This is a genomic window from Paenibacillus sp. Y660, from assembly GCF_057221575.1.
Map to the genome: position 1 here is coordinate 263,015 of NZ_JBXBBJ010000001.1, position 26,958 is coordinate 289,972.

Sequence of the window (26,958 nt, forward strand, 5' to 3'; positions counted from 1 at the left end):
TTTGAGGAGGTTTTTTTTGCGTACAGGAGGTTATAGGATTGAAAAAAGGGATCGTATTGCTGCTGCTAATAAGTTTGGCTGTTGTGCAATATGTGAGAACTGGCTCGGCTGATCAGAATCCATATCTCGTAACCGATTATAGCCGCCTTCATCCTGTTAAGGTTGAGCGTGTCATTCAAGGCAAGGCAGAAGCACAGCTCTCCGAGCTTGTGTTAGAGGCGAAGGACAAAGGAATGAAAATATCCATTGCAGGACAGAGGCATAGTCAGGGCGGCCACACTTACTACAAGGACGCAATCGTTGTTGATATGACAAGTTACAATAAGGTTTTATCGGTAGATCCGAAGGCAAAGCGTATTGTGGTGCAAGCTGGGGCGACGTGGGAGGACGTGCAGAAGGCGATTAATCCGTTTGGACTGTCCGTAAAAACGATGCAGTCGCAGAATACCTTTACGATTGGCGGTTCAATCAGCATCAACGCTCATGGCAGGGATATACGCAGCGGCTCGCTTATCAAAAGCATACAATCCTTTCGCCTCCTAACAGCAAATGGAAGTATTCAAAATGTCAGCCGCACGGAAAATGCCGGGCTGTTTCCGCTCGCGCTTGGCGGATATGGATTGTTTGGCATTATTTTGGAAGTGACTCTGGATCTGACAGAGGACGAAATATATCGTGAGTCAACGATGCTAATGAAGCTTGACGAATACCGTTCTTATTTTCAAAACACGGTACTAAAGAATCCAGACATCCGGCTGCATATTGCCAGGATTTCAGTTGCGAAGGACAGTTATTTCACAGAAGCTTTTGCCAAAAATTATACGGTAGACCGCTCTCTGCAACTGACAGAATATAATAAACTCGAGAGCAATGAGAAATGGGTTGCGCCCGGGAAGCTGCTGTTCCATTTAAATCGGTTTACCGATTGGGGCAAAAATCTACAGTGGAATTTGCAGAAATACTTTTACGTGGAGCAATCGGACAAGATCGTCAGCCGGAACAATGCGATGCGTGCAGCCTCGGAATTTATGGAGTATAGCGGGCCGGGAGCGAACGATCTGCTGCAGGAATATTTTATACCATTGAATCATTTTGATGATTTTGTAAAACGTCTGGGCGCAATTGTGAAGGAAGAGGACATGAATTTACTTAATATAACGATCCGTTATGTGAATAAGGATGAGGAAGCGATCCTCTCCTATGCAATGCAGGACATGCTGGCTATTGTATGCCTGTTCCATGCGCCTTTGTCGAAGGAAGGGCAGCAGCAGATGAAGCTGGGCGTGGAGCGGATTATCGAAGAGGTCATTATGCATAAAGGCTCATATTATCTACCTTATATTGCTTATCCAACGGTAGAGCAGTTTCGAGCTGTCTATCCGAAGCAAGAGCAGTTTTTCGCAATGAAGAAGCAGTATGATCCAGACGAGCTATTTATGAACTATTTTTATGAGCAATACGGACCTTAGGAGGCAGGTTATGAATTTGAAATGGCTAATACGAGCTCAAAGCATAATGACTTTAGCGGCAGGCATGATTTATCCTTATTATTTGCTTTTTCTTAAAAATCTGGGCAACAGCTTTTCGAAGTATGGCTTGGCCTTTGCCGTTTTTACGATTAGCTCTGCAGCAGTATCGCAATGGATTGCGCCTAGACTGGATAAGCATGGCTTAACGATACTGATCTTAAGCTCGGTCGGCATGATGGGGGCGATGCTCGCTTTTCCGTGGACAGCATCCTATGGCTGGGTGCTTGTTTTGCAGCTTGTCATGGGGATGTGCAATGCGATGCAAAAGATGAGCGAACGGCTGCTCCTCGCTGATTATACCCAGACAGGAGCTAGAGGTTCAGCAATCGGGTCGTATCACTTTTGGACATCGGTTGCTTCGGGCTTTGCGGTCATTGCGGGAGGCTATTTAATAGACTGGCTGACGATTAATATTTTGTTTTATTTGAGCGGTTTGCTGTACGGAGCGAGCGCTTGGATGATTTGGCGGATGAGCAGAAAGGTTGACGGCAAGGCAAAAGAAGGTTCGGTTTCCGCGCATACTGTGGTATAATGATTCGATATAAAGCGATTTTGTAGTGAAGGACGGGATTAAACGAATGATTAGTACAAGTGGCATAACGCTCCGTTATGGGAAGCGGGCGCTTTTTGAAGATGTGAGCATCAAGTTTACGCCAGGCAACTGTTACGGCTTGATCGGCGCTAACGGCGCAGGCAAATCGACCTTTTTAAAAATACTATCAGGCGAAGTGGAGCAATCGCACGGAGAAGTTCATATAACGCCGGGCGAGCGGCTTGCCGTTCTGAAGCAGAACCATTACGAATACGACGAGTCTGTCGTACTCGAGACGGTAATGATGGGTCACAAACGTCTTTACGAAGTGATGAAGGAGAAGGACGCTCTTTATGCAAAAGCGGACTTTACTGACGAAGACGGCATGCGCGCAGGCGAGCTTGAAGCTGAGTTTGCAGATATGAACGGCTGGGAAGCGGAGTCGGAAGCGGCAGAAATGCTTAACGGTCTCGGCATTACGCCTGAGCTGCATGATAAGAAGATGGCTGACCTAAGCGGTAACGAGAAGGTTCGTGTATTGCTGGCTCAAGCTTTGTTCGGCGCGCCGAACATTCTATTGCTCGATGAGCCTACCAACCACTTGGACATTGAGTCCATTCGTTGGCTGGAAGATTTCCTTGCCGACTACAAAGGCACTGTTGTCGTAGTCAGCCATGACAGGCACTTCCTGAATACAGTTTGTACGCACATTGCGGATATCGACTTCGGCAAAATCCAAATGTACGTCGGCAACTACGACTTCTGGTACGAATCCAGCCAGCTTGCTTTGCAGCTGATGCGCGGCGAGAACAAGAAGAAGGAAGACAAAATTAAAGAGCTTCAAGCGTTTATTCAGCGCTTCAGCGCGAACAAATCGAAGGCGAAGCAAGCGACATCAAGACAAAAATTGCTTGAGAAAATTTCGCTTGATGATATTCGTCCATCGAACCGTAAATATCCGTTTATCCTCTTCAAAGGGGAGCGTGAAGCGGGCAAGCAGCTATTGCTTGTTGACAGCTTGACGAAATCAATTGACGGCGAGAAAATTATCGACAATCTGACCATTGCGCTTAATAAGGGCGACAAGGTTGCTTTTGTTGGACCAAACAGCTTGCCTAAGACTTTACTGTTCCAGCTGCTTGTCGGCGAGGTTGAAGCGGATTCCGGCAGCTATTCATGGGGCGTAACGACTACACAGGCTTATTTCCCGAAAGACAACTCCCCTTATTTCGATGGGGTAGATTTGAACCTTGTGGAATGGCTTCGTCAATATTCGAAGGACCCGGATGAGACGTTCATTCGCGGCTTCCTTGGCCGTATGCTATTCTCCGGCGACGATGCGATGAAGAAAGCAAGCGTATTGTCCGGGGGCGAGAAGGTTCGCTGCATGCTATCCAAGATGATGCTTGAGGGCGCCAACGTATTTATTCTCGATGAGCCAACGAATCACTTGGATCTTGAATCGATTACGGCACTCAACAACGGTCTTACGGACACGGATTGTACCGTTCTATTTACTTCGCATGACCATCAGTTCGTTCAAACGATTGCTAACCGCATCGTTGAAATTACGCCAAACGGCGTAATCGACCGGATGATGACGTATGACGAGTACCTTGAGAGTGCTGAAGTTAAAGCACTTCGCGAGCGTATGTACGCCGTATAAGATCATATAGAAAAGCGCCTGTTTGCATGAGAAATCTTGTAGACGGCGCTTTTTTTGTGCGGAATGAGCAATAAATAGGCTGCATAAGAGGCGCAAGCGCAGTGAACAAGCTAGCTTAAATTTTGGTTGCATAATGGGTGAATAGGGTTTATACTACGTTTGAAAAGGTTTTCAGAAAAGCTTTTCAGAAAGCCCTTTCATGAAGTGAGTAAACAAGTATCATTGTAAAATGATCTGAACTAGAGCAAACTACCGCTAATTACACCATGCAAACGAACTCGCTCATCAAGAAAGGCGTGCAATTATGAAATCGACAATACGCGATGTCGCAAAATACGCAAACGTATCTATCAGCACCGTTTCCCGGGTTATGAATGCGCCGGAAACAGTGGTGGAAGAGAAGCGTATGAAGGTGCTTGAGGCTATTGAAGCGCTTCAATACCAACCGAATGGATTTGCTAGGGGGCTGATTTACAAAAAATCCGATACGCTTGGCGTTATGATTCCGGATATTGAGAACCCCTACTATGCCGGCTTGATCCGCGGCATGCAGGACGCAGCCAATATGCTGAGCCATAGTCTGATGATCTGCAATACAGATCGCGACAAGCAGCGGACGATCGCGTACGTGCAAAGCTTTTTCGAGAAACAGGTCGATGGCATCATATTTACAAGCGATTCACTGCATGAAGAGTATTACGAGGAGATGCAGCGCTACCGGCTGCCTTTCGTGCTTGCTTCAACCAATGCTCCTGAGTATCATATTCCTTCGGTCGATATTGATGATGAACATGCCGCGTATGAAGCGGTTAAACATCTCATTGAATCAGGCCATCGCCAAATCGGTATGATTGGTTTTCCGCTAGGGGATACCATTTCCGGGGAACCGCGTTACGCTGGCTTCAAGATGGCGTTGCGGGAGTATGGTCTTGCGGAATATGAGAATTGCATCGAATTTGCCGAGCATCGGTTCGAGCATGGTTATGACGCAGCTGAGCTATTGTTGGCGCGCTGCCCCGGCCTGACGGCGGTTTTTGCAGCGTCGGATGAATTCGCAATGGGGACGATTTCGTATTTGCGTGACCATGGCAAATCAGTTCCCGAGCATGTATCCGTAGTCGGCTTTGACAATATTCGTATGGCCCAAATGTTTATTCCGAAGCTGACAACGATTGACCAGCCGACCTATGATATTGGGTACCGTTCGGTACAGAAGCTGCATGAGCTAATTACGACAGGCGAGGTAGCCATTCTAAGAGAAAAGCTGCCTCATCATTTAATCGTGCGAGAGTCGACAAGGCCTGTACAATAACACCGTGCCTGTTGTAAATGATAATCGCGAAACGAGCTAACGCCGCAAAATACGGCTTTGATCGTTTTCGCTGTCGAATCTTGAAAAGCTTTTCAAGACGATGTAAGCGTTGCCTATCAATTGTCATTCTGATTTTGAACTGCTTTGAGCATAAAAAGAGCCTATGTTGGCATTTTAAAGGAGGTGATGACTCAGCTCGTCTTCTAATTTTAAAGTTGCGTTTCAAATGAGCCATGTACGTGTAATTCATTACTGAATGATTTGAACATGAAAGGATGAGGTCTATGTACACGAGAAAAACAAAGAACGCATTAACTATTTTTATTTTAATGGTTGTGCTTGCAATGGCGATTACGGCTTGCGGAGGTAATAAAAATACAAATAATACGACCAACCAGCCGACTGAGAAGCCAAGCGATACGACCGAAGGCGGAACCGACACAGGCACAGGTGACGGAGCGCTGGCACAGGCGATGAATGGTGATTTTAAAGGTAAAAAAGTAACGATGTTCGGTCCGTTTACGGATGCGGATGAAGTGAAATTTAATGAAAGCATCAAAGCTTTTGAGGACAAGACAGGTATCGATATCTCTTATGAAGGCTCAAAGGAATTTGAGGCTACCATCTCTGTTCGAGTGAACGGCGGAAATGCTCCTGATATTGCGGATTTCCCGCAACCAGGCTTGCTTAAAGGGTTCGTGAATGCCGGAAAAGTGATTGACGTGAAATCGTTCCTGAGCGATGAATATTTGAAAAAGCAATATAACCAAAGCTGGCTTGACATGGCAACAATGAAGGGTGCCAGCGGAGACGTAATGGCGGGCGTATGGGCACGCAGCAGCGTAAAAAGCCTAGTATGGTACAACAAAAAGGCTTTTGCAGAAGCTGGCTATACCGTACCGAAAACATGGACGGAGCTTATGACTTTGACTGACCAAATCGCGAAGGATGGCGACCCAGCATGGAGCATTGGCATTGAGAGCGGTACTGCGACTGGCTGGCCGGCTACAGATTGGATGGAGGACATTATGCTCCGTACAACGACTCCAGAAAATTACGACAAGTGGGTATCTGGCGAGCTTCCGTTTACAGATCCTGCAGTTAAAAACGCTGCGGAAAAAATGGCTGAAATTTGGTTTAACGAGGATTATGTGTACGGCGGCAAAAAATCGATTGCTACAACATCATTTGGTGACGCTGTTAAGCCTCTATTCGATAATCCGCCAAAAGCATGGCTTCACCGTCAAGCTGGATTTATTACAAGCTTCTTCCCAGAAGGCTTGACTGCCGATGATTACGATTGGTTCCCGTTGCCTGCTATTGACGAGCAATACGGCCAACCAGCTCTTATTTCGGGCGATATTTACGCTATGTTTAACGATCGTCCAGAGGTTCGTGCCGTAATGGAGTTTTTCACAACGGGAGAATCGCTTAAAGCATGGATTCAAACAGGCGGCGTAACGGCGCCAATGAATGATGCTGATCCGTCCTGGTACCCAAATGATCAAGAGCGCAGAATGGCTGAATTCGTGAAAACAGCGGATACGATTCGTTTTGACGGCTCCGACTTGATGCCTGGAGCAGTAGGCGCAGGCACATTCTGGAAAGGCATGACAGACTGGGTAAGCGGAACGGTAGATTTGGATACGGCACTAAAAGAAATTCAAGCTGGCTGGAAAAAATAATCGACTGCTTTAAGGATTGGAGGGCTTCTTGCCGCAAGGCGAAAGCCCTCCCCTAATCTTAGATACAATTAGTAAGAAGTTAGGTTTGTATTCACAAACCTAAGCACACGCTTACGAAGTTAGGTTTGTATTCACAAACCTTGGAGGAGGATCCATATGGAACTACAAGCTAGGAAAGGCAATGCTCTGCGGCTACTGTTGTTATCCGTGCTCGTACCAGTTCTGAATATTGCCGTTCACTGGTGCATCTTTTTATTTTTTCGCGACTCCAATCTTCCGCCAGTCATCAACGCAGTACTGGCCGTTATATGGGGGGCACTCGGCATTTATTCTATTTACTACTCCTTCAACTGGGTAGTTGAGCAATATCCGGATCAATGGAAGCGGAGAATATTGCCTTTTGTATTTGTTGGTCCGGCGGTGCTGCTGCTTGGATGGCTGCTTGTTTTTCCGACACTGCGGACTTTGTATTTAAGCTTCTTCGATGCTAGTTCCGTCAATTTTGTCGGTTTTGCCAACTATGTTGCTGTATTTACGGATCGACTTCTCGTGATGGCGCTGCGCAACAACCTGCTTTGGGTATTTTTCGGTACTTTGGCTTGCGTAAGCCTAGGTCTTCTTATCGCGATTTTGGCTGACCGAAGCAGCTTTGAGAAGCTTGCTAAGGGACTTATCTTTATGCCGATGGCGATCTCGTTCGTAGCTGCCGGCGTCATTTGGAAATTCATTTATTACTATCAGCCGGGCGAGGAGCAGATTGGTCTTCTAAATGCGATAGTCGTGAAGTTCGGAGGCGAACCGCAGGCATGGCTAAGCATGATTCAGCCTTGGAACAATCTGTTCCTCATCGTTATTCTCATCTGGATGCAAACGGGCTTTGCCATGGTTATATTCTCTGCAGCTATTAAGAGCATTCCTGAGGATATGCTGGAGGCTGCCCGGATGGACGGTGCAGGCGAGGTTCGCATTTTCTTCAAAATCATGATTCCTTACATTGCGGGCACCTTGCTGTCGGTTACGACAACGATCATCGTATTTACGCTCAAAATATTCGATGTTGTCATGATCATGACAGGCGGACAATATGAGACGGATGTTGTGGCTACGCAGTTCTACCGCCAGCTGTTTATGTATCAAAATGCAGGCTACGGTTCGACCTTAGCTATCGTACTGCTAATCGCTGTTATACCGGTCATTATTATCAATCTGCGCCAGTTCCGTAGAGAGGGGGGCTTCTAATATGGGCAAAAACAAAAAACCTCGCAAGTCCAAGTGGCTTGTGAATACGATACTCGCCGTCATTTGCCTGATTTGGACAATTCCGACAATCGGACTGCTCGTATCCTCATTCCGGCCTGCCGCAGATATTTTGGCAACGGGCTGGTGGAATATTTTGCCGCATCGCGATTGGCAAACGACAGAGCAGCTTCAACTGCCCAAGGATACCGATCTCCGCGAGCCAATCAAGGTTAACGGCGTTACGTTTACCGATGATCAGCTGCGTGCTGGGGTAGAGGTTGAAGGGGAGAGGCTGATTTGGGAAAATCGGCGGGCACGTACTCTGAATGTGCAGGAGAAGCAGTGGACGGTCATTTCCAGCTTCACGACCCAGAACTATGAGACGGTGCTTGGCGGGAAAACCTACTCGATCACGATGCCCGATGGAACGACCAAAACAGAGAAGGGAAGCGGGATGTCGCGTTCCTTCTGGAATACGATTGCGGTGACGGTACCGGCGACCGTTATTCCGATCTTCATCGCCTCATTTGCGGCCTATGCCTTCGCATGGCTTCGCTTTCCGGGAAGAAAGACGTTGTTTGTCATCGTAATCGCTTTGCTCGTTGTGCCTCTCCAAGTGGCGCTCATTCCGATTTTGCGCGATTATACGTCGCTTGGTCTCAATGGTACCTACTTTGGCATATGGCTCGCGCATACGGCGTTTGGCTTGCCGTTGATAACTTATTTCATGTATACCTCAATCAGTCAGCTGCCAAAGGATTTATTCGAATCTGCGTTTATGGACGGGGCAACCAACTTTACGATCTTTAGCAAGCTTATTTTGCCGCTCTCCGTTCCCGCGCTTGCTTCGATCAGCATCTTCCAGTTTTTATGGGTATGGAATGATTACCTGGTATCGCTCATTTTCCTCGGCAGCCAGCCGGAGGTACAGGTATTGTCCATGAATATCGCTAATATGGTCGGCTCTCGCGGCAATGACTGGCATTTGCTCACAGCCGCTGCGTTTGTCTCCATGCTGATGCCGTTAGCTGTATTTTTCGCTCTTCAAAAATATTTTGTACGCGGTATGCTCGGCGGCTCCATCAAGGGATAGAAAAGGAGAGATTGGGATGCAGGCAAAGCCGGCTTGGTGGAAGGAATCGGTTGTATATCAGGTTTATTGGCGCAGCTTCCGCGATACGAACGGGGATGGCATTGGCGATCTGCCAGGTGTCATTGAGAAGCTTGATTACATCAAATCGTTAGGCGTGACGATGTTGTGGATCAATCCATTTAACGAATCACCTGACAGAGACAATGGCTATGATGTGTCCGATTATTATACGGTCATGAACAAGGCGGGCACGATGGAGGACTTTGATCAATTGGTGGCAGAGACCCATGCGAGAGGCATGAAGCTGATGATGGACGTCGTCGTCAATCATACATCGGATCATCATCCTTGGTTCAAAGAATCACGCTCTTCGATCAGCAGCACGAAGCGGGACTGGTACATTTGGCAGGACGGCGTGAATGATGGACCTCCTACGAATTGGCGCTCTTATTTTAATCCTTCATGCTGGGAGCTGGACGAGGCTACAGGTCAATATTATATGCATTCGTTCGCGATCGAGCAGCCTGATTTGAATTGGGCAAACAAAGAGATGCGGCTGGAAATATATAAAATGCTGCGATTCTGGCTGGATAAAGGTGTCGACGGGCTTAGGCTCGATGCTCTGGCGCTGCTCGCTAAGCCGCAAAGCTTTGCAGATGTAGAGGAGCCGCGCGATATTCGGTATTTGACGCATAATCCGGGTCTTCACGATTATTTGCAGGAAATGAACTATGAGGTGTTTCGTCACTATGATATGATGACCGTTGGCGAAATCGCATTTGCTACGCCTGAGCTGGGTGCTCTATTTGTCGATGAGGAGCGCGCGGAGCTGAATACGCTGTTTCATTTTGAGGTTGCTGATGAAATGCCGGAGTGGGATATGGTTCGCTACAAGCAAATACAAAGGCAATGGGCGGAAGCTTTGGAAGGGCGAGGGTTTGGCTCGCAGTTTCTCAATAACCATGACCATACGAGACAAGTGACGCGATACGGCAATGATATGGAATACCGCGAGGAGTCGGCTAAGCTGCTTGCGACAATGATACATACGCTGCCAGGCATACCCTACATTTATCAAGGCGAAGAGATCGGGATGACGGGCGTAAGGTATGAAACGATCGGCGATTATAAGGACATCGCGATGATAAATAAGTATGTGGAGGAGATCGGCAAGGGCAAAGACCCGGCAGCAGTTTTCCAATCTCTGCAGCCGCTTAGCCGAGATAACTCGAGAACGCCGATGCAGTGGAATGCTGGCCATTATGCGGGATTTGGCAGCACGGAGCCGTGGATTAAGCTCAATCCGAATTATGAGGAGATCAATGTAGAGCAAGCGGAAAATGATCAGAATTCGGTGCTGGCGTTTTACCGGAGCCTTATTGCGCTAAGAAAGGAAAATCCCGTTATGGTTTATGGTGATTTCACCGACATTAGCGGCGATGATCCGCATCTATATGTATATGTGCGGGAGCTTGAGGGAACCGAATGGATCGTGCTGCTCAACCATGGGGAAGAAGCCCATACCTTTACGTTCTCGGAACCGGTTTGTGGAAGCGAGACTATGAATTTGAAGCTTGTGCTTGGCAATTATGTAAATACGTCCAGCACATGGAATGATGTGGATCGCAGCATGGTGCTAAGGCCTTATGAGGCTCGAATCTACAAGGTGTTATCTTAGCTAACAAGCATTCTTTTGCGAAAGAATAGCAAGTACTTATAATCGAAAAATGGTGAAGCATGAATTCCTGCTCCACCATTTTTTTCGTTATGCGACTAAAGCGCGGTTCTCTGTGCAACTGGCAGCCTGCGCCCTTTGCCGTAAGGAATGCAAAGCGGCGTTCCAAAGATTGGATCGGTCGTGATTTGGCATTCCATCTCAAATACGGAACGGATGAGCTGCTCGTTCATAATGGCTTCCGGCTTGCCTTGGGCATGTATGCGGCCGTCTTTCACAGCTACGATATGATCGGCATAACGGCAGGCAAGATTAATATCATGCAGAACCATCACAATCGTACGATTCTCTTGCTCGTTCAAGTCATAAAGCAAATCAAGAATCTCTATCTGATGAGCCATATCCAGATAGGTGGTCGGCTCGTCAAGCAAAATGGTCGGCGTGTTCTGAGCAAGCGTCATGGCAATCCAAGCACGCTGACGCTGACCGCCGGATAGCGAGTCAACGGTACGGGAGGATAGCTCGTTCATATGCGTTGCCTCGAGTGCCTTCTTTACCATCTTCTCATCCTCGCGTGACCATTGCTGGAGCCAGCTTTGGTAAGGATAGCGTCCTTGCTTCACAAGCTGATGAACGGTAAGCCCTTCCGGCGCCAGCGGTCCTTGCGGCAAGATAGCGAGACGTTTAGCGATTTCCTTACTGGATAGCTTAGCTATCTCAGCGCCATCAAGCAGGATTGAGCCCTCCTGAGGCTTTAATAGACGGGCAAGGGAACGAAGCAGCGTTGATTTGCCGCAGCCGTTGCTGCCGATGAACACCGTAATTTTACCTGGAGGAACGAGCAAGTCGAGATTGTTGAATATCGCTTTTTGACCGTAGGATAAGGTAAGGTTTTTTGCTTGAATGGAGGACATGAGGACCACTCCTTTTTCTTTTTCAATTTATATACATGCATGTCTTAAAGCTAATTATGATCCGTTTCGGTGACGATAAAGCAAATAGATGAAGAACGGCGCGCCTATGGCTGCGGTGAAAACGCCAGCGGGAATATCAAGCGGAATGAACGCAATCCTTGCGATCAGATCCGAGAGCAGCAATACGAGCGATCCGATTAAAGCGGATACGGGGATAACTCCTCCGTAAGACGGCCCTACAAGCTTTCGAGCAATATGCGGTGCCATTAGGCCGATAAAGTTGATGGCTCCGCCGATAGCAACCGCTGCGCCTGCGAGCGCCACGCTGATGATGAGAAGAATCGTCCGTTTCACTTGGACCGAGCTTCCTACGCTTGTTGCAACCTCATCCCCAAGCTCCTGTACATTAAGATGCCGAGCGAAGATCAGAGCGATTGGTAGAAGGACGACAATCCAAGGAAGCAGCGTAGCAACATCCCTCTCCCACGACACCCCATATATGCTGCCCGTCATAAACGTAAAAGCTTTGACAGCAACGGCTGTAGGCGTAAAGGATGCCGTTAGAATAAGCATATAGGTCAAGGCAGTTAGCGCAGTTGCCATCCCAATACCGACAAGAACGAGCCTAAGCGGCGTAACTCCTTTGCGATAAGCGAATAAATAAATTAGAAAAGCAGTGGCAAAAGCTCCTATAACTGCACTCAGAGGCATGAAGCGGATGCTCACATGCGAGAAGTAAAGGATGAATATGACGGTTCCGAGCGATGCGCCGCCGGTTATTCCAATAATGTCGGGCGATGTCAAAGGGTTGCGTACAATGCCTTGCAGCAACGCTCCTGACACTGCGAGCGCACTGCCTACCATCACAGCAATCAAAACGCGCGGCATTCGAAGCGATAATATTATCATCGAATCAGCTGAGTCAGCGGTTCCAAAAAATGCGCGAATGACGGTGATCGGACTTATCATCTTGCTGCCAAGGCCGACACAGATGACGACTGCTGCTGCATTCGCTATAGCTAAAAATAGAATGATCATTAATGTCCGGCGGTTCAACTGGAAGGAATGTCTGCGGCCTCTAAGTGTAATCCATTTGTTCATATTAGGATTGGCCTCCTCTTCTAGCGATAAAAACGAAGAAAGGAACGCCTATGATCGCGGTCATAATGCCTACGGGAACTTCCTTCGGAAAAGAAATGTAGCGTGAGCCGATATCGGCCGCCAGCAGCAAAATACCGCCATACAATACGCAGTAAGGAATAACCCAGCGATAATCTATGCCTACCATGTAGCGCATAAGATGAGGCACGATGATGCCTACGAATGCGATCGGACCAGCCATAGAGACCGAGCCGCCTGCGAGCAAAACGATGATGATACCAGCTGCTAATTTAATATAGATCGTTTTTTGCCCCAGCCCTACGGCGACATCCTCCCCGAGTGCCAGCACATTCATATGTCTTGCAAGCACGATTGCGCCAACTAAGGCAATCCCCATGTATGGAGCGGCAGCAGTGAAGATAGGCATATCGCGCCCAGATACGGAGCCAACAAACCAGTAGAGTACTTGATCGAATGTTTGACCGCTCGTAAGCAGCAAGCCTAGCGATAGAGACGAGAAGAACGCGGTCAATGCCGCTCCTGCCAAAGTAACCTTGAGCGGCGTCAGGCCGTCGTTGCCAATTGAGCCAAGCGTATAGACGAGCACTGCTGTGAAAGCAGCGCCGATGAAGGCGAGAGTAGCGAACGTCGTTAAGCCGCTTGCGCCAAAAAAGGCCGACCCTACGACAATGAAGAATGCTGCTCCTGAATTAATGCCGAATAGGCTTGGCGAAGCCAGCTGGTTGCGCGTAATCCCTTGCATGAGTGAGCCCGCTACAGCAAGGCTTGCGCCGGTAATGGCAGCGATAAGCGCGCGCGGCATTCTAGCCGTCTGAATAATGAGATGCTCCTGAGAGCCATCGAACGCATTATAGGAAGCGAGAATGGTTCGCCAGCTGATATTGGTTACACCGAAGGCGATGCTGCAAATGATCCCCGCAACAAAGAGCAGCAGTCCAACAATAAGCCCTGCTACCTTCTGGGAGCGCGTATGTAATAATGTATCCATAAATGCCTCTTTCCTCAGTGTCCAGTATGAATGACTGTGCCTTAGCCCTGTTTCATGCCAAGAGACTAAATATTTAATGGATGAGCTTAATATTTTCTGTTATTGAATAAGTTATAGCTACTAAAACATTTTAGGGTATCGAATACATAGTGTCAATGATGTTGAAAATCATTATCATTCGTTATTGACTTTGCCTTGAACAGCTGATATAGTTTCGTTTGAGATAACAATGAGAATGATTTTCATCGAAAAGGGGATAGTTTACAAATGTTACATTTATTGAAGAAGAAATTCACTTGGACTGCTACTACGATGCTGCTTGCTTTTGCCGTAGTCGTATCGGGCTGCGGTCAATCCGGGTCAAACAATAGCAACGGAAATGCGGCAGCTCCTGAACAATCAGAAGCGCCGAAGACTGAAGAGGCAAGAGTAATTACGCACGCAATGGGCGATGCGAAGGTTGAAGGCACGCCGGCACGTATCGTAGTGTTGACGAACGAAGGAACGGAAGCACTTCTAGCGCTTGGCATTAAACCGGTAGGCGCAGTTAAATCATGGACAGGTGATCCATGGTATGAGCACATCAAAGTGGAAATGGAAGGCGTTACGGAAGTCGGCGAGGAGAGCCAGCCGAATATGGAACTGATCGCTAGCCTAAAGCCAGATCTTATTATTGGTAATAAATTGCGCCAAGAGAAAGTTTATGATCAGCTTAAAGCAATCGCGCCAACTGTCTTCTCCGAGACGCTTCGCGGGGCATGGCAATCCAACTTCCTGTTGTATGCAGATGCAATCGGCAAGAAGGCTGAGGGAGAAAAAGTCATTGCTGAATTTGATAGCCGCACTGTCGACTTTAAGTCTAAAGCAGGTGACAAGCTGAATCAGAAAGTGTCCGTCGTTCGTTTCATGGCAGGCAAAACCCGTATTTATTTAGATGATACTTTTACTGGCATTGCATTCTCCAAGCTTGGCATTACACGTCCTGATAACCAAAAATATAAAGACACCTTTGTTGAAGAAATTACGAAGGAGCGTCTTCCTGAGGTAGACGCGGATATGCTCTTCTACTTCACGTATGAGACTGGTGACGGCAAGGGAACTGCGATGGAGGAAGAAATGCTGAAGGATCCATTGTGGCAAAGCCTGCAGGTTGTGAAGAACAACAAAGCCATTCGAGTGAGCGATGCGATCTGGAATACAGCAGGCGGCGTAATTGCAGCTAACCTTATGCTTGATGAGCTTTATAAAATTTATGAAATTCAATAAATAATTTATGAAAACAGCCGGAAAATACTCCGGCTGTTTTTATTTATTTAGGTTATTTTGCGTAAATGGTATCAGAAAATAGGTATATGCGAATCATTTAGCTATCACAATGCATGATGAATTGTTGCACGGGTGCATAAAAGTGCGCACCTGGTAAACACTGTTTCTCTAGACCCACATAGGTTCTCTCGGGTATGATACCGATAGGTTATTTTATAAGGCTTAAAAATATATACGTTTTACGCTTGGGAGGGTATTGAAACTGGATCAGTATGAAGAAATAAAACAGGGCGAGAAGGGTGCCTGGGTAAGTATAGCGTCCTACTTGGCACTCTCTGCGATTAAGCTTGGCGCAGGCTACTGGTTCGTGTCAGGGGCTCTCGTTGCAGATGGCTTTAACAACCTCACGGACATCGTTGCATCGGCAGCTGTATTGATTGGATTGCGAATATCTCAGAAGCCGCCGGACAAGGATCATCCGTATGGACATTTTCGGGCAGAGACGATTGCAGCGCTGGTTGCATCATTCATTATGGCCACAGTCGGCATTCAGGTATTAATCGGGGCTGTTAAATCATTGTTTGCTTCCGATCATCATATTCCAAATTTAATGTCGGCTTGGGTAGCATTGTTCGCGGCTATATGTATGGGCGGCGTCTACATATACAATCGGAAGCTAGCCCTTCGCATAAATAATCAAGCATTGTTAGCTGCTGCAAAAGATAACCTGTCGGATGCGCTTGTCAGTATTGGCGCGGCTATCGGGATTATAGGGGCGCAATTTGGCCTGCCGTGGCTTGACCCGGTTGCTGCTTTAGCGGTAGGCGTTATTATATGTAAAACGGCTTGGGAAATTTTCTACAGCTCTACACATGCGCTTACGGATGGTTTTGACGAAAACGAGCTTTCTTCCCTGCGCGCAACAATCGCTAAGACGAAGGGCGTCAAAACGATAAAGGATATTAAGGCGAGAGTGCATGGCAGCCATGTGCTCGTGGATGTGATTGTACAGGTTGATCCCGGGCTTACATTGATTGAAAGCCATCGGATTAGCGACGAAATCGAGAATCGTATGGGCCGCAAGCACAATATTATGAGCGTGCATGTTCACGTCGAGCCGCATGAGCTTGTGGAGAGGGTAGAGGTAATTACGACGGAGAAGCATTAAGAAAAGCGTGAAGGCCGGTTAGGGGAATACCCTGACCGGCCTTGATTGGGTTTAAGCGATTTCGCCTAAATGGTTAAGAATCTATTTGTATAGTTGTACTTTCGGTTTGTTTAATAGGTTCGGATTTAGCTGCTGCTTCCTTCTCAGCCAGCGCTTTTTTCTTGTTGCGTCTTTTGCGAAGGAAAAGATATACGACTATGATCGGAACTGCTCCTATGAAAATATATAAGGAAACATCCTTAACCATGCTTTCCGCGGCCTGTCCATAAAAGTAAAATAACGCACCAACAATATAAAATTTCAATCCTCGACCGATTGCTGCGTAGCCGATCAATCGCCATAAAGGAAAATTCAAGCAGCCGGATAAAATGGTAAACACTTTGAATGGAATCGGTGTGAACGAGCCGATTAGAATAGCGGCTTCGCCGTTCTTCTGGAACTTTTCTGTAGCGGCATCGATCCATTCTTTTTTCAGAAATTTATATAGGACTGATTTACCCATTATTTTTCCTAGATAATACCCAACTGGTGTGCCTAAAAGACAGGCGATATAGCCCACTGTAGCTAGCCAAAGTGCTGTAGATGGATTTAGTAAGCTTAATGAAACTTGAAGAAAGAGAGCGGGAATAGGGAAAATGACTGCATCAAGAAACGAATGAATAAACAACCCCAGCGGCCCGAAATCTTTTAAAAAGTCAACTACAGCTTGAAACATTACCAGGCTCCCTTTCCATCAACTTACCTGCACATAAAGCCTGCTTATCGAGTTATGCCATTTGGAACTTTCCCTATGTGCTAACATATGCTGCAGCTTGTTGAAAAAGCGCTTTAACGCTTAATATTTTAATTATAGCACAATTGATACGGTTAAAAAGATGATAGTTGTCATGTGTTTGTTGAAAATTAGCAAATTCGAGTATTTGAGTTTAGTTCTTAGGATCTATATCCAGATTAATAAAGTCATAAGAACGAATACGTATATCCTGCTCTCAGGTTTCATCAACTTTTTTTATGTTTTGGCTGGATTCGATAAAAAAAGCCCCTTGTCCAAGGGAGGAATCCCATAACAAGGGGCTTTTGCTTAATGATTGTTGCTATAGTGCTACTCCCGAGTCTGACGGCGCGATACGCCGCTGAGCTGTGCAGCTTGAATGACGCGGCGACGAACCTCTTCAACGACTCTTGCGTTGAATACGCTTGGAACGATGTACATAGGGCTTAGCTCATCGTCGCTGATGACAGAGGCGATAGCTTCGGCAGCCGCGAGCTTCATCTCTTCATTAATCGTTGTGGCGCGGCTGTCCAGCGCTCCTCGGAAAATGCCAGGGAAGCAAAGAACGTTGTTAATTTGATTCGGGTAGTCGGACCGTCCTGTTGCGAAGACGGCAACGATATCCTCCGCCGCCTCAGGTCGTATTTCTGGCTCTGGATTTGCCATCGCAAATACGATCGGGTCCTTTGCCATCGTCTCAATATGGGCGCGAGTTAAAATGCCGCCAGCCGATACGCCAATGAATACATCGGCTTCAATAAGTGCTTCAGCGAGCCCGCCGCTGCGGCGCTGCGGATTCGTATTATCTGCGTACCACTGCCACATCGCATTATCGTAAGTGCGGTCTGCGGTTAAGATTCCTTCGCGGTCCACGCCGATGATATGCTGAGCACCGCCCGCGAGCAGCATTTTGGTGCATGCTGTACCAGCAGCACCGATTCCGCAAATTACGATGCGGGTTTCGCTTAAGCTGCGCCCAGTGAGCTTAAGCGCATTAAGCAGACCTGCATACAAGACGACCGCCGTTCCATGCTGATCATCGTGAAAGACGGGGATATCAAGCTCGTCCCTTAGCCTTTGCTCGATTTCAAAGCAGCGCGGTGCCGAAATATCTTCGAGATTAATGCCGCCAAAGGCCGGAGCAAGGTTCTTGATCGTTTCGATTATCGCATCTGTATCCTGCGTGTCCAGGCAGATCGGAAACGCATCAACATCGGCAAATTGCTTAAACAGCATCGCTTTCCCTTCCATTACCGGCATTGCGGCATAAGGACCGATATTGCCAAGACCGAGCACGGCGCTGCCGTCGGAAACGACTGCGACCATATTTCTTTTTACGGTAAGCGTGAAGGCTTTGGAAGGCTCTTCGAAAATAGCTTGACAAACTCTAGCGACATCCGGCGTATAAACACGCGACAAATCGTCGCGGTTCTGTATAGGCGTTTTTGGCTGGATCGTAATTTTTCCACCGAGATGCAGCAGGAAGGTACGGTCGGAAATATGGACTAGCCTGATACCGACTAATGATTTGAGCGCCAACGCCAGTCGATCGCCTGCGCCTTGCTCCGTAATTTTGACCGTTAAGTCGCGCAAGCTTTTGTTTTTGTCCGTGTGTATGACATCGATAGCGATGATGTCGCCGCCGGCTTTCTCGATTGCTGTAGCCGCTCTTCCAAACTGCGCGATATTCGTATCGATTTCAACCCTCAAAATAATCGTTTTCCCGTCTGTCATATGCGAACTCACAATAAACGGCCCCCTTTATCAGTTATCATTTTTGGATAAGGACGAACATTTTATTCTTCTTTCTTTTTATATAAAGAAAGCCGTCACTGCATAAGGCGCAGGACAGCGTTCGGACAACTCGTCGGGTCGTATTGTTGGTTTCGCTTCGTTAGTAGACTGTGCCTGAATTGACCTGAGGCATAGGGCTCATGGATAAGAGAGAGCCAGCGATCGACAGTATCGTTCGAATCGAGCATTTCGCCAAAGCCGTTGCTAATAAAGTATTCACAGTTCTCTTCCTCTTGGCCGGGGATCGGTTCATAGAACAACATTGGAATTCCTTTGCTCATTCCCTCGGTGCAGGTCATGCCGCCAGGCTTCGTAATAAGGAGATCCGACACATCCATCAGCTTATGGACCTCGCGAGTGAAGCCAAGAATTCGGATGTTCGGATGCTGAAACAGCGGATCGGCGAGCATTTTTTCCTTCATTTTCTCGTTCGAGCCGACGCAGTAAATGAGCTGAGTACTCTCCCGCCATTTGGTCATATACTCAAGGGCATTATCCTCATACATAATTCCCCAACCGCCGCCCATAATGAGTACTGTAGGCATATTTTTCAACTCAAACTGCTTCCTTACCTCTTCCTTATCGTATGTATGCCAGAAATTCGGATGAACGGGTATGCCTGTTACTTCAATTCGATCGTTTGTGACGCCTTTTTCTATCAGTCGATTTTTTACAAGCTCGCTGGAGACGAGATATCGATTGACTTCCTGACTTACCCAGGACCCATGTGCGTCGTAATCTGTAATAAGCGTGTATAGCGGAACTTCCAGTCCTAGACGCTTGAGTCTGGCTACAACCGAGTTTGGACCCGGATGCGTACATACAATTAAATCCGGCTTGAGCTGTGAAATGACTTGAGACGTTTGGGTATAAAACATACGATGAAGCGCAAGCTGTGTAAGGCGATTAAAAGATTTTTTATAGTTGCTGCGGTACATAAGACCAACCATCTTTGGCTGTTTGTTTACCGTTTTGCGATATGCAGATATGATCCATGGACCAAGCACCGGATTAAGAAATTTTCCAAGCTCGATAACGCGGGTCTGAATTCCCGGACTTAACTGCTTCAGTCCAGCAGCGAGCGCATAGGCAGCTTGAGTATGACCGGAGCCAAAGCCTTCAGAGAGCAGAAGCACTCTTTTCTTACGCATTCATTCCACCTACTTTTCTAATTCCATATTACGATGCAAGTGCGACTAACACAAGTTTTATCCGATAGGGTTGCGAATATTGAGGTGGATAATCTATCCTTATATGCAGATGTGCATATTATTATGATATGTATCCCTACTGTCAACTATATTTACATATAATTTACAAGGAAATAAAAAAATAACCAGCAAGGATGTGGCCAAATGGAATCATTTAATCAGGAAGATCAGAGCATGAAAATAGGAGATCACGTTCGTGCGGAAGTCCGCTCCGGGCAGTATATAGGCGAGCTAATCGAAATAAACGGGCCGCGCGCGCTCGTAAAGGTGTTAGCCGTGCTGAAGCATCCCGAGCAAGGTGACCTTCATAATCCTTACAACCCGGATGTTCCTATGTTTCACGAGCGGCGCGCGCTTAGCTATACGGAGAAAACGACCGTTCTGATGCGTGATGTGAAGCGGTTTACAGGAAGCATTCCAGAATACGGCGCTTCGTTAAGGACTGCCGCTGAAGCGGAAATCGCCGGTCTGGATCGATTGCACCGCTGGGCTGCCAAAGGGCTTGAGCAAATGCAGCAGCTTCTCAAGGAATACAAGTAATATTATTTATTAATGAAGACGGTTATTAAGGTATCGCGATACACAACTTGATATTGCAAGCCCTCGGATATAGCGGCAAGCGGGACGTATAGCGTGCTTGCTTTGCCGCTTGAATGTATGAAGGCCGGCGGCGCTTGGAGCGGCTTAGACACCCCATTGCGCTTAAATGCTGTCGAATAGGCGGTAATATCAACCGTACCGCTTTGCAGCTTGATGGACGCTGTCTGTGTTGCGGCGTTCCATTTAATTGCAGCCCCAAGCGCATCCGTTATGCTGCGAAGCGGCACGTAGGTTCGATTTTGCACGAGAAGCGGCTCGTTTGAACCTATGAGCTCTTTCCCTTTGACAACAATCGATACGGGCACTTTGCTCTCTCTAGGCTTGACTATTCGGTAATCGCTCCAAATGGCCTTCGCAAATGCTTTCCCCATTGCCGCATAGCCGGCTTGAGTAGGATGAATATCTCCCTTGGCAATTGAAGTGAAGCTAAGCTCATTGTCAATAAATGAAGAAGCGACGTTTGCGATGCGAACATGAAAGCCATCCTCCGTTAGACGCTCCGACACTAAATGAAGACGCTCGCGAAGCTGCTTGACGCTATCAAGAAGAAACAAACGATCAGCCTCGGGATACAATGGGAAAAATAGCTCTCCGACCTTAATCGGCGGCGGGATCGGCAAATATTGATCTGCGACGACGACCTCCGCTTTCGGCTGCAGGCTCAGCATCAATCGAAGCGCAGCTTCAAGCTCTGATTCGTAATTGGCAAGCGTGCTCTCACGCACGGCTGCTGCTTCCACTTGATCTGCTCCGGCTTCCAGCTTCGCAAGGATGTTGTACATGTCATTGCCGCCGATCGTCATCACGATCAAATCGGCTTTCGTTAATGCCGCTCGAAGCTGCTTCGTTTTAGCAAAAATGCGGTCTGCCCGCGGGTCGGGAAGGCTGCTCTGTATATCCGTGCTCTTCACGCTCGCTCCGCTTGCGACTGCCTCCATCCATCGCTTCAGTCCTGTTGTCTGCAGCCCTAGCACGCCATAATTGGTGTATTCCGTGCGAAGTCCATGGAAAAGAGCTTGTTCATAGACATGCTCTGCAAACCCATATGGAATCGATTGCTCGGTAAAGCCGAACTCGTAGCCTGCTGTGACGGAATCGCCAACTGCGACGATTTTGTAAATATTCTCTTCAATAACTTTTTCTGATTGCGGGGCGGCATATGCGACAGCTAAGAAGGCTGAATCAGCAGGAAGACTTCCATTTGGGGCAGCCTTAAGAGGATGGGCAAGCGCTAACGTCATCGAACCGGCAATAACGACTGTGGCCGCCGCGCGCAGCATCGCTTTCCTAAACTTGCTATACAAAACGCACACATCCTTCTGATAAAATAAAATGAAATTGTAAATGAGAACTTATGATATGCTTATTATTCTTGACGAAACGGAGGCTGTACGGCCAAAAGGCCGACATTCGAGGTATGCAATTGTAGTAAAATAGTGCAAATAATTATGAAAATATTAAATTGATTCCGCTATGGGCTGGTGTTAAAATAATATAATAATCGCAATGTCGCGGTAGAGGCCCGGTATATGGTCGCTTAAACGAACGGCGCTCATTAAATCGAGCTGCTGGCCGTTTAGCTTATGAATGGCAAGGAGCAGGCCGATGCGCCTCGCTGACTACCATTCTATGATAAAACAAGCCAAAAATGAAGCGTAATGCGTATTCATCGGAGCTTATTTACAACATGTTCACGCTTACCCAAAAATCTTCTCATAGAAAGGTTGCACACAATGAAAGAACATATTTTGGGATTGCCGCCTAAGCAGGGGCTCTATGATCCGCAGTTCGAGAAAGACGCATGCGGCATGGGCTTTGTGGCCAACATCAAGGGAATTAAATCACACAAGGTCATCCGCCAAGCGCTGATGCTGCTCGAGAATATGGAGCATCGCGGCGGTCAAGGCAGTGAACCGAATACCGGAGATGGAGCAGGTATTTTGCTTCAAATTCCGCATGCTTTTTTTGCAGCAGAATTAAAGAAGCAAGAGCTTGAGCTTCCGGCCGAAGGCCATTATGCTGTCGGTATGATCTTTATGCCGCAGGATGAAGCTGCCCGCAATGCAATTGAGCGTGAAGTGGAGTCGATCGTTCAAGAGGAGAACCAATCGGTAATCGGTTGGCGTACGGTACCGACGGATGACAAGAAGCTGGGTGAATCCGCATTAGCGGTGAAGCCATATGTTCGTCAGCTATTTATCGGCATGAACGATAGCTTGAAGGACAATATGGCATTTGAACGCAAATTATATGTGATTCGTAAGCGCGCAGAGCTTGCGATTCGTTATGCCGGCAAAGAAGGCGGCAATATGTTCTACTTCTCGAGCTTGTCCTCGAGAAAGATCGTTTACAAAGGGATGCTTACGACCGAGCAGGTTCGCTCGTTCTACACCGAGCTTAATGACGAGTCAGTAGTATCGGCAATGGCGCTCGTTCACTCCCGTTTCAGTACGAACACGTTCCCAAGCTGGGAGCGCGCGCATCCATTCCATTATATGATCCACAACGGCGAGATTAATACGCTGCGCGGCAACGTAAACTGGATGCATGCCCGCCAAACCTTGTTTGCAACGGAATTGTTCGGCGACGACATCGAGAAAATCAAACCGGTCATTAACCCTGACGGCTCTGACACGGCGATGTTCGACAACACGCTGGAGTTTCTGTTCTTGTCCGGTCGTTCGATGGCACATGCAGCGATGATGATGGTTCCAGAGCCTTGGTCCAACCATGAGAGCATGAGCGACGAGCGCAAAGCATTCTACGAATACCACAGCACTTTAATGGAGCCGTGGGATGGACCGGCAGCGCTTGGCTTTACTGACGGCGTGAAAATCGGTGCCGTGCTTGACCGCAACGGTCTTCGTCCAGCCCGTTACTATGTAACGAAGGACGATCACATCATTTTGGGCTCCGAGGCTGGAACAGTTGAAATTCCGCCAGAGGATATTTTATACAAAGACCGCTTGCGTCCTGGGCGCATGCTGCTAGTAGATACAGAGAAAGGCCGCATCATCTCCGATGAGGAAGTGAAAGCGGAAATCGAAACGGAGCATCCTTACCGCGAATGGCTTGATGAGCATCTCGTTGATTTGGAAGACCTGCCGGAAGCGCCGGAATTGCCGGAGCCGAACCACGAGACGGTTCAAATGAGACAACAAGCCTTCGGATACACGTTCGAGGATGTTCGTAAAGTGCTTGAGCCGATGGCTGGCAGCGGCGCGGAGCCAATTGCTTCGATGGGCTACGACGCACCGCTTGCGGTATTGTCAGAGCGTCCGCAGCGCTTGTACAACTACTTCAAGCAATTGTTCGCCCAAGTTACGAATCCACCGATTGATGCGATTCGTGAGGAGATTATTACGGCGACTGGCACAACGATCGGCCCTGAACGCAATTTGCTTAACCCGGAGCCGGAAAGCTGCCGTCATATCAAATTGGCTACGCCGATTTTATCCAACGAGCAATTCGCTAAGCTGCGCCATGTGCGCCGTCCTGGCTTCCGTTCGATCACGCTTCCGATCTTCTTCCCTGCGAAAGAAGGCGAAGCAGGCCTGCGTGCTGCGCTAACTCAAATGTGCGAAGCTGCTGACCGCGTTATCGCGAAGGGCCACAACCTGCTTATTCTATCTGATCGCGGCGTCGACAAGGACAATGCTGCCATTCCGGCTTTGCTAGCGGTATCGGCCTTGCATCATCACCTTATTCGCCAAGGAACTCGTACAAAGGTAGCTCTATTGCTTGAGTCAGGCGAACCGCGTGAAGTGCATCACTTTGCGCTGCTGCTTGGCTATGGCGTAAGCGCCGTTAACCCATACCTAGCGTTCGAGACGCTTGACGATATGATTCGTCAGGGCATGCTTCGCGGCGTATCGCATGACAAAGCAGTCAAAAACTTTATTAAAGCAGCTACTAAAGGCGTTATTAAAATATTGTCCAAAATGGGTATTTCAACTATTCAATCCTACCGCGGCGCACAAATTTTCGAAGCGCTCGGCTTGAAAGAGGATGTCATTAACGAATACTTCACATGGACACCGTCCCGCATCGGCGGCATCGGCCTTGATGTAATCGCAGAAGAGACGCTTAAGCATCACAATCGTGCATTCGCCGAGCAAGAGGGCGGAGAGAAGGAGCTTGACTCCGGCGGCGATTACCAATGGCGCAAAGACGGCGAGGACCACCTGTTCACGCCGCAAACGATTCATACGCTTCAAATGGCTTCGCGTTCGAACGACTACAAGCTTTACAAGAAGTTCTCAGCGCTTGTACAAGGCGAGGACAAGAAGCATTTAACGCTTCGTTCGCTGCTTAAGTTTAAGGAAGGCCGCCAATCGGTGCCTCTTGATGAAGTAGAATCACTTGAATCCATCGTGAAACGGTTCAAAACAGGCGCGATGTCGTTTGGCTCAATCAGTAAAGAAGCGCATGAGAGTCTGGCTATTGCGATGAACCGTCTAGGCGGCAAGTCGAATACAGGTGAAGGCGGAGAAGATCCTGCACGTTTCATTCCTGATGCGAATGGAGATTCAAGGCGCAGCGCAATCAAACAGGTTGCATCCGGACGTTTCGGCGTAACGAGCAACTACTTGGTAAATGCAGATGAAATTCAAATTAAGATGGCGCAGGGCGCTAAGCCTGGTGAAGGCGGACAATTGCCTGGCCTTAAAGTATATCCTTGGGTAGCCGAGGTTCGTGGTTCAACGCCTGGTGTGGGCCTAATCTCGCCACCGCCGCATCACGATATTTATTCGATCGAGGATTTGGCTGAGCTTGTTCATGATTTGAAAAATGCCAACCCGCGTGCTCGCATTAACGTGAAGCTCGTATCGGGCGTTGGCGTAGGAACAATTGCGACTGGCGTAGCGAAAGGCCGTGCAGACGTTATTATGGTCAGCGGCTATGACGGCGGAACAGGTGCTTCACCAATGGGCTCGATCCGTCATGCCGGTCTTCCGTGGGAGCTTGGTCTTGCAGAAACCCACCAGACGCTAATGCTGAACAAATTGCGTGACCGCGTTGTCCTTGAGACGGACGGCAAAATGATGAATGGCCGCGACGTTGCAATCGCAGTGCTGCTTGGAGCCGAAGAATACGGCTTCTCCACTGCTCCGCTCATCGTGCTAGGCTGCATCATGATGCGTGTATGCCAATTGGACACATGTCCAGTAGGCGTTGCAACGCAAAACCCAGAGCTTCGCAAGAAATTTATGGGCGATCCTAGCCATGTTGTCAACTACCTGCGCTTCATTGCAGAAGAGCTGCGTGAGATTATGGCAGAGCTTGGCTTCCGTACCATTCAAGAGATGGTTGGACGCGTCGATATTTTGGAAACGAAGCAGCTTCTTGAGCATTACAAAGCAAAAGGCATTGATCTTTCGGGCATGCTGTACGAAGCGGAGCTTCCGCAGAATGCCGTACGCTATAATATTCAAGAGCAAAACCATGGACTTGAGCTGTCGCTTGATATGCAGCAGCTTGTTCCTCTTGCGCAGGCCGCGCTTGAGAACGGTGAGCGCGTTCGCGGTACGTTCCCGATCCTGAACACGAACCGTGTAGTCGGAACGATTTTGGGCAGCGAAGTCACTCGTCGTTATGGCGCGGCTGGCTTGCCTGAGGATACGATTTCTTATCACTTCGTTGGAACAGCTGGTCAAAGCTTTGGCGCCTTCGTACCAAAAGGCATCACGCTATCGATCGAGGGCGATTCGAATGACTATGTCGGAAAAGGCTTATCGGGCGGTAAAATCATCGTAGCTCCGTCACCAAAAGCAACCTTCGTTGCTGAGGATAACGTTATTATCGGCAACACTGCGCTGTATGGCGCAACTAGCGGTCAAGCGTATATCCGCGGTGCAGCAGGCGAACGCTTCGCCGTACGGAATAGTGGAGCAAGTGTTGTCGTAGAAGGCGTGGGCGATCACGGCTGCGAATATATGACAGGCGGACGCGTTGTCATTCTCGGTAACACGGGACGCAATTTCGGTGCAGGTATGTCCGGCGGCGTCGCATATGTCTACGATGAGAAAGGCGATTTCTACAACCATTGCAATTTGGAAATGGTACTGCTGGAGCGTGTTGAGGATTCGCTTGATATCGCTGAGCTGCGTGGCTTGATTGAATCCCATGTACAGTATACAGAGAGTGCTTTCGGTTCCCGTATATTAAATGACTGGGATTTATCGTTATCGAAGTTCGTCAAAGTCATTCCGAAGGACTACAAACGCATGCTTGAACAAATCCGCAAAGTCGAGGATACCGGCTTAGTGGGCGAAGAAGCATTGCTTGCAGCCTTTGAAGCAAACAAAAAAGAGCTTGCTCGCGCAGGCGGCAAATAATAATACCAGACTAATAATGTTATAGATTTAACAAAAGGTTAAGAAAAGGGACTG

Annotated in this window: 19 protein-coding genes; 12 read left to right on the plus strand and 7 right to left on the minus strand. The window is 48.0% G+C overall.

Going from position 1 to position 26,958, the window contains the following annotated elements; translation table 11 throughout:
- Positions 1-38 precede the first annotated feature (38 nt).
- The 8 genes from AC2TDN_RS01160 to AC2TDN_RS01195 all read left to right on the plus strand — a co-directional run bounded on the left by AC2TDN_RS01160 (position 39) and on the right by AC2TDN_RS01195 (position 10,734).
- Positions 39-1,469, plus strand: coding sequence for an FAD-binding oxidoreductase (locus tag AC2TDN_RS01160; protein WP_484686749.1), 1,431 nt, complete (start codon positions 39-41; stop codon positions 1,467-1,469).
- Between the two features lie 10 nt (positions 1,470-1,479).
- A complete protein-coding gene (locus AC2TDN_RS01165) occupies positions 1,480-2,061 on the plus strand; it encodes an MFS transporter (RefSeq protein ID WP_484686750.1) in 582 nt (193 codons plus the stop codon).
- Between the two features lie 46 nt (positions 2,062-2,107).
- Positions 2,108-3,727, plus strand: a complete 1,620-nt coding sequence (locus AC2TDN_RS01170; protein ID WP_482065101.1) for an ABC-F family ATP-binding cassette domain-containing protein — start codon at positions 2,108-2,110, stop codon at positions 3,725-3,727.
- A 304-nt stretch (positions 3,728-4,031) separates the two neighbouring features.
- Positions 4,032-5,039 (plus strand): LacI family DNA-binding transcriptional regulator, encoded by a 1,008-nt coding sequence (locus AC2TDN_RS01175; protein WP_482065100.1) that lies wholly within the window; start codon positions 4,032-4,034, stop codon positions 5,037-5,039.
- 284 nt (positions 5,040-5,323) lie between these two features.
- Positions 5,324-6,724, plus strand: a complete 1,401-nt coding sequence (locus AC2TDN_RS01180; protein ID WP_484686751.1) for an ABC transporter substrate-binding protein — start codon at positions 5,324-5,326, stop codon at positions 6,722-6,724.
- A 156-nt stretch (positions 6,725-6,880) separates the two neighbouring features.
- Positions 6,881-7,963, plus strand: coding sequence for a carbohydrate ABC transporter permease (locus tag AC2TDN_RS01185; protein WP_484686752.1), 1,083 nt, complete (start codon positions 6,881-6,883; stop codon positions 7,961-7,963).
- A 1-nt stretch (position 7,964) separates the two neighbouring features.
- Positions 7,965-9,056 carry a carbohydrate ABC transporter permease gene (locus AC2TDN_RS01190; protein WP_482065097.1) on the plus strand — a complete coding sequence of 364 codons (1,092 nt, stop codon included), beginning with the start codon at positions 7,965-7,967 and terminating at the stop codon, positions 9,054-9,056.
- A 16-nt stretch (positions 9,057-9,072) separates the two neighbouring features.
- Complete coding sequence (locus tag AC2TDN_RS01195) at positions 9,073-10,734, plus strand: glycoside hydrolase family 13 protein (protein ID WP_484686753.1); 1,662 nt, start codon at positions 9,073-9,075, stop codon at positions 10,732-10,734.
- 95 nt (positions 10,735-10,829) lie between these two features.
- Here AC2TDN_RS01195 and AC2TDN_RS01200 read toward each other — a convergent pair whose 3' ends face one another.
- From AC2TDN_RS01200 to AC2TDN_RS01210, 3 genes are read right to left on the minus strand one after another with little or no spacing between them, the layout of a single operon-like run.
- Complete coding sequence (locus AC2TDN_RS01200) at positions 10,830-11,645, minus strand: ABC transporter ATP-binding protein (RefSeq protein WP_482065095.1); 816 nt, start codon at positions 11,643-11,645, stop codon at positions 10,830-10,832.
- Positions 11,646-11,699: 54 nt separating this feature from the next.
- Positions 11,700-12,746 (minus strand): FecCD family ABC transporter permease, encoded by a 1,047-nt coding sequence (locus AC2TDN_RS01205; protein ID WP_484686754.1) that lies wholly within the window; start codon positions 12,744-12,746, stop codon positions 11,700-11,702.
- Between the two features lies 1 nt (position 12,747).
- A complete protein-coding gene (locus AC2TDN_RS01210; RefSeq protein ID WP_482065093.1) occupies positions 12,748-13,755 on the minus strand; it encodes a FecCD family ABC transporter permease in 1,008 nt (335 codons plus the stop codon).
- A 267-nt stretch (positions 13,756-14,022) separates the two neighbouring features.
- Here AC2TDN_RS01210 and AC2TDN_RS01215 point away from each other — a divergent pair, with 267 nt between their 5' ends.
- Together AC2TDN_RS01215 and AC2TDN_RS01220 are read left to right on the plus strand one after the other, a co-directional pair.
- Complete coding sequence (locus AC2TDN_RS01215; RefSeq protein WP_484686755.1) at positions 14,023-15,021, plus strand: ABC transporter substrate-binding protein; 999 nt, start codon at positions 14,023-14,025, stop codon at positions 15,019-15,021.
- Between the two features lie 262 nt (positions 15,022-15,283).
- The gene (locus AC2TDN_RS01220) at positions 15,284-16,189 is read left to right on the plus strand and encodes a cation diffusion facilitator family transporter (RefSeq protein ID WP_482065324.1); all 906 of its coding nucleotides are present in this window, start codon (positions 15,284-15,286) and stop codon (positions 16,187-16,189) included.
- Between the two features lie 73 nt (positions 16,190-16,262).
- Here AC2TDN_RS01220 and AC2TDN_RS01225 read toward each other — a convergent pair whose 3' ends face one another.
- The 3 genes from AC2TDN_RS01225 to AC2TDN_RS01235 all read right to left on the minus strand — a co-directional run bounded on the left by AC2TDN_RS01225 (position 16,263) and on the right by AC2TDN_RS01235 (position 19,906).
- The gene (locus AC2TDN_RS01225) at positions 16,263-16,904 is read right to left on the minus strand and encodes a YqaA family protein (protein ID WP_482065091.1); all 642 of its coding nucleotides are present in this window, start codon (positions 16,902-16,904) and stop codon (positions 16,263-16,265) included.
- A gap of 387 nt (positions 16,905-17,291) precedes the next feature.
- A complete protein-coding gene (locus AC2TDN_RS01230) occupies positions 17,292-18,695 on the minus strand; it encodes an NAD-dependent malic enzyme (RefSeq protein ID WP_482065323.1) in 1,404 nt (467 codons plus the stop codon).
- A gap of 95 nt (positions 18,696-18,790) precedes the next feature.
- Positions 18,791-19,906: an MGDG synthase family glycosyltransferase gene (locus tag AC2TDN_RS01235; RefSeq protein ID WP_482065090.1), complete on the minus strand. Its 1,116-nt coding sequence runs from the start codon at positions 19,904-19,906 to the stop codon at positions 18,791-18,793.
- 204 nt (positions 19,907-20,110) lie between these two features.
- On the opposite strand from AC2TDN_RS01235, the gene kapB reads away from it, so the two are divergent.
- The gene (gene kapB, locus AC2TDN_RS01240; protein ID WP_482065089.1) at positions 20,111-20,506 is read left to right on the plus strand and encodes a kinase-associated lipoprotein KapB; all 396 of its coding nucleotides are present in this window, start codon (positions 20,111-20,113) and stop codon (positions 20,504-20,506) included.
- Positions 20,507-20,508: 2 nt separating this feature from the next.
- Here kapB and AC2TDN_RS01245 read toward each other — a convergent pair whose 3' ends face one another.
- A complete protein-coding gene (locus AC2TDN_RS01245; RefSeq protein ID WP_484686756.1) occupies positions 20,509-21,870 on the minus strand; it encodes a stalk domain-containing protein in 1,362 nt (453 codons plus the stop codon).
- 429 nt (positions 21,871-22,299) lie between these two features.
- Here AC2TDN_RS01245 and gltB point away from each other — a divergent pair, with 429 nt between their 5' ends.
- Positions 22,300-26,904, plus strand: a complete 4,605-nt coding sequence (gene gltB / locus AC2TDN_RS01250) for a glutamate synthase large subunit (protein ID WP_484686757.1) — start codon at positions 22,300-22,302, stop codon at positions 26,902-26,904.
- Positions 26,905-26,958: the final 54 nt, after the last annotated feature.

Bases quoted from the DNA above. Each gene is read 5' to 3' on its own strand.
- gltB (WP_484686757.1), top strand. From the start codon at position 22,300: ATGAAAGAACATATTTTGGGATTGCCGCCTAAGCAGGGGCTCTATGAT.
- AC2TDN_RS01225 (WP_482065091.1), bottom strand. From the start codon at position 16,904: ATGTTTCAAGCTGTAGTTGACTTTTTAAAAGATTTCGGGCCGCTGGGG.
- AC2TDN_RS01185 (WP_484686752.1), top strand. From the start codon at position 6,881: ATGGAACTACAAGCTAGGAAAGGCAATGCTCTGCGGCTACTGTTGTTA.
- AC2TDN_RS01165 (WP_484686750.1), top strand. From the start codon at position 1,480: ATGAATTTGAAATGGCTAATACGAGCTCAAAGCATAATGACTTTAGCG.
- AC2TDN_RS01200 (WP_482065095.1), bottom strand. From the start codon at position 11,645: ATGTCCTCCATTCAAGCAAAAAACCTTACCTTATCCTACGGTCAAAAA.
- AC2TDN_RS01230 (WP_482065323.1), bottom strand. From the start codon at position 18,695: ATGACAGACGGGAAAACGATTATTTTGAGGGTTGAAATCGATACGAAT.
- AC2TDN_RS01170 (WP_482065101.1), top strand. From the start codon at position 2,108: ATGATTAGTACAAGTGGCATAACGCTCCGTTATGGGAAGCGGGCGCTT.
- AC2TDN_RS01235 (WP_482065090.1), bottom strand. From the start codon at position 19,906: ATGCGTAAGAAAAGAGTGCTTCTGCTCTCTGAAGGCTTTGGCTCCGGT.
- kapB (WP_482065089.1), top strand. From the start codon at position 20,111: ATGGAATCATTTAATCAGGAAGATCAGAGCATGAAAATAGGAGATCAC.
- AC2TDN_RS01195 (WP_484686753.1), top strand. From the start codon at position 9,073: ATGCAGGCAAAGCCGGCTTGGTGGAAGGAATCGGTTGTATATCAGGTT.
- AC2TDN_RS01215 (WP_484686755.1), top strand. From the start codon at position 14,023: ATGTTACATTTATTGAAGAAGAAATTCACTTGGACTGCTACTACGATG.
- AC2TDN_RS01190 (WP_482065097.1), top strand. From the start codon at position 7,965: ATGGGCAAAAACAAAAAACCTCGCAAGTCCAAGTGGCTTGTGAATACG.
- AC2TDN_RS01180 (WP_484686751.1), top strand. From the start codon at position 5,324: ATGTACACGAGAAAAACAAAGAACGCATTAACTATTTTTATTTTAATG.
- AC2TDN_RS01210 (WP_482065093.1), bottom strand. From the start codon at position 13,755: ATGGATACATTATTACATACGCGCTCCCAGAAGGTAGCAGGGCTTATT.
- AC2TDN_RS01175 (WP_482065100.1), top strand. From the start codon at position 4,032: ATGAAATCGACAATACGCGATGTCGCAAAATACGCAAACGTATCTATC.
- AC2TDN_RS01205 (WP_484686754.1), bottom strand. From the start codon at position 12,746: ATGAACAAATGGATTACACTTAGAGGCCGCAGACATTCCTTCCAGTTG.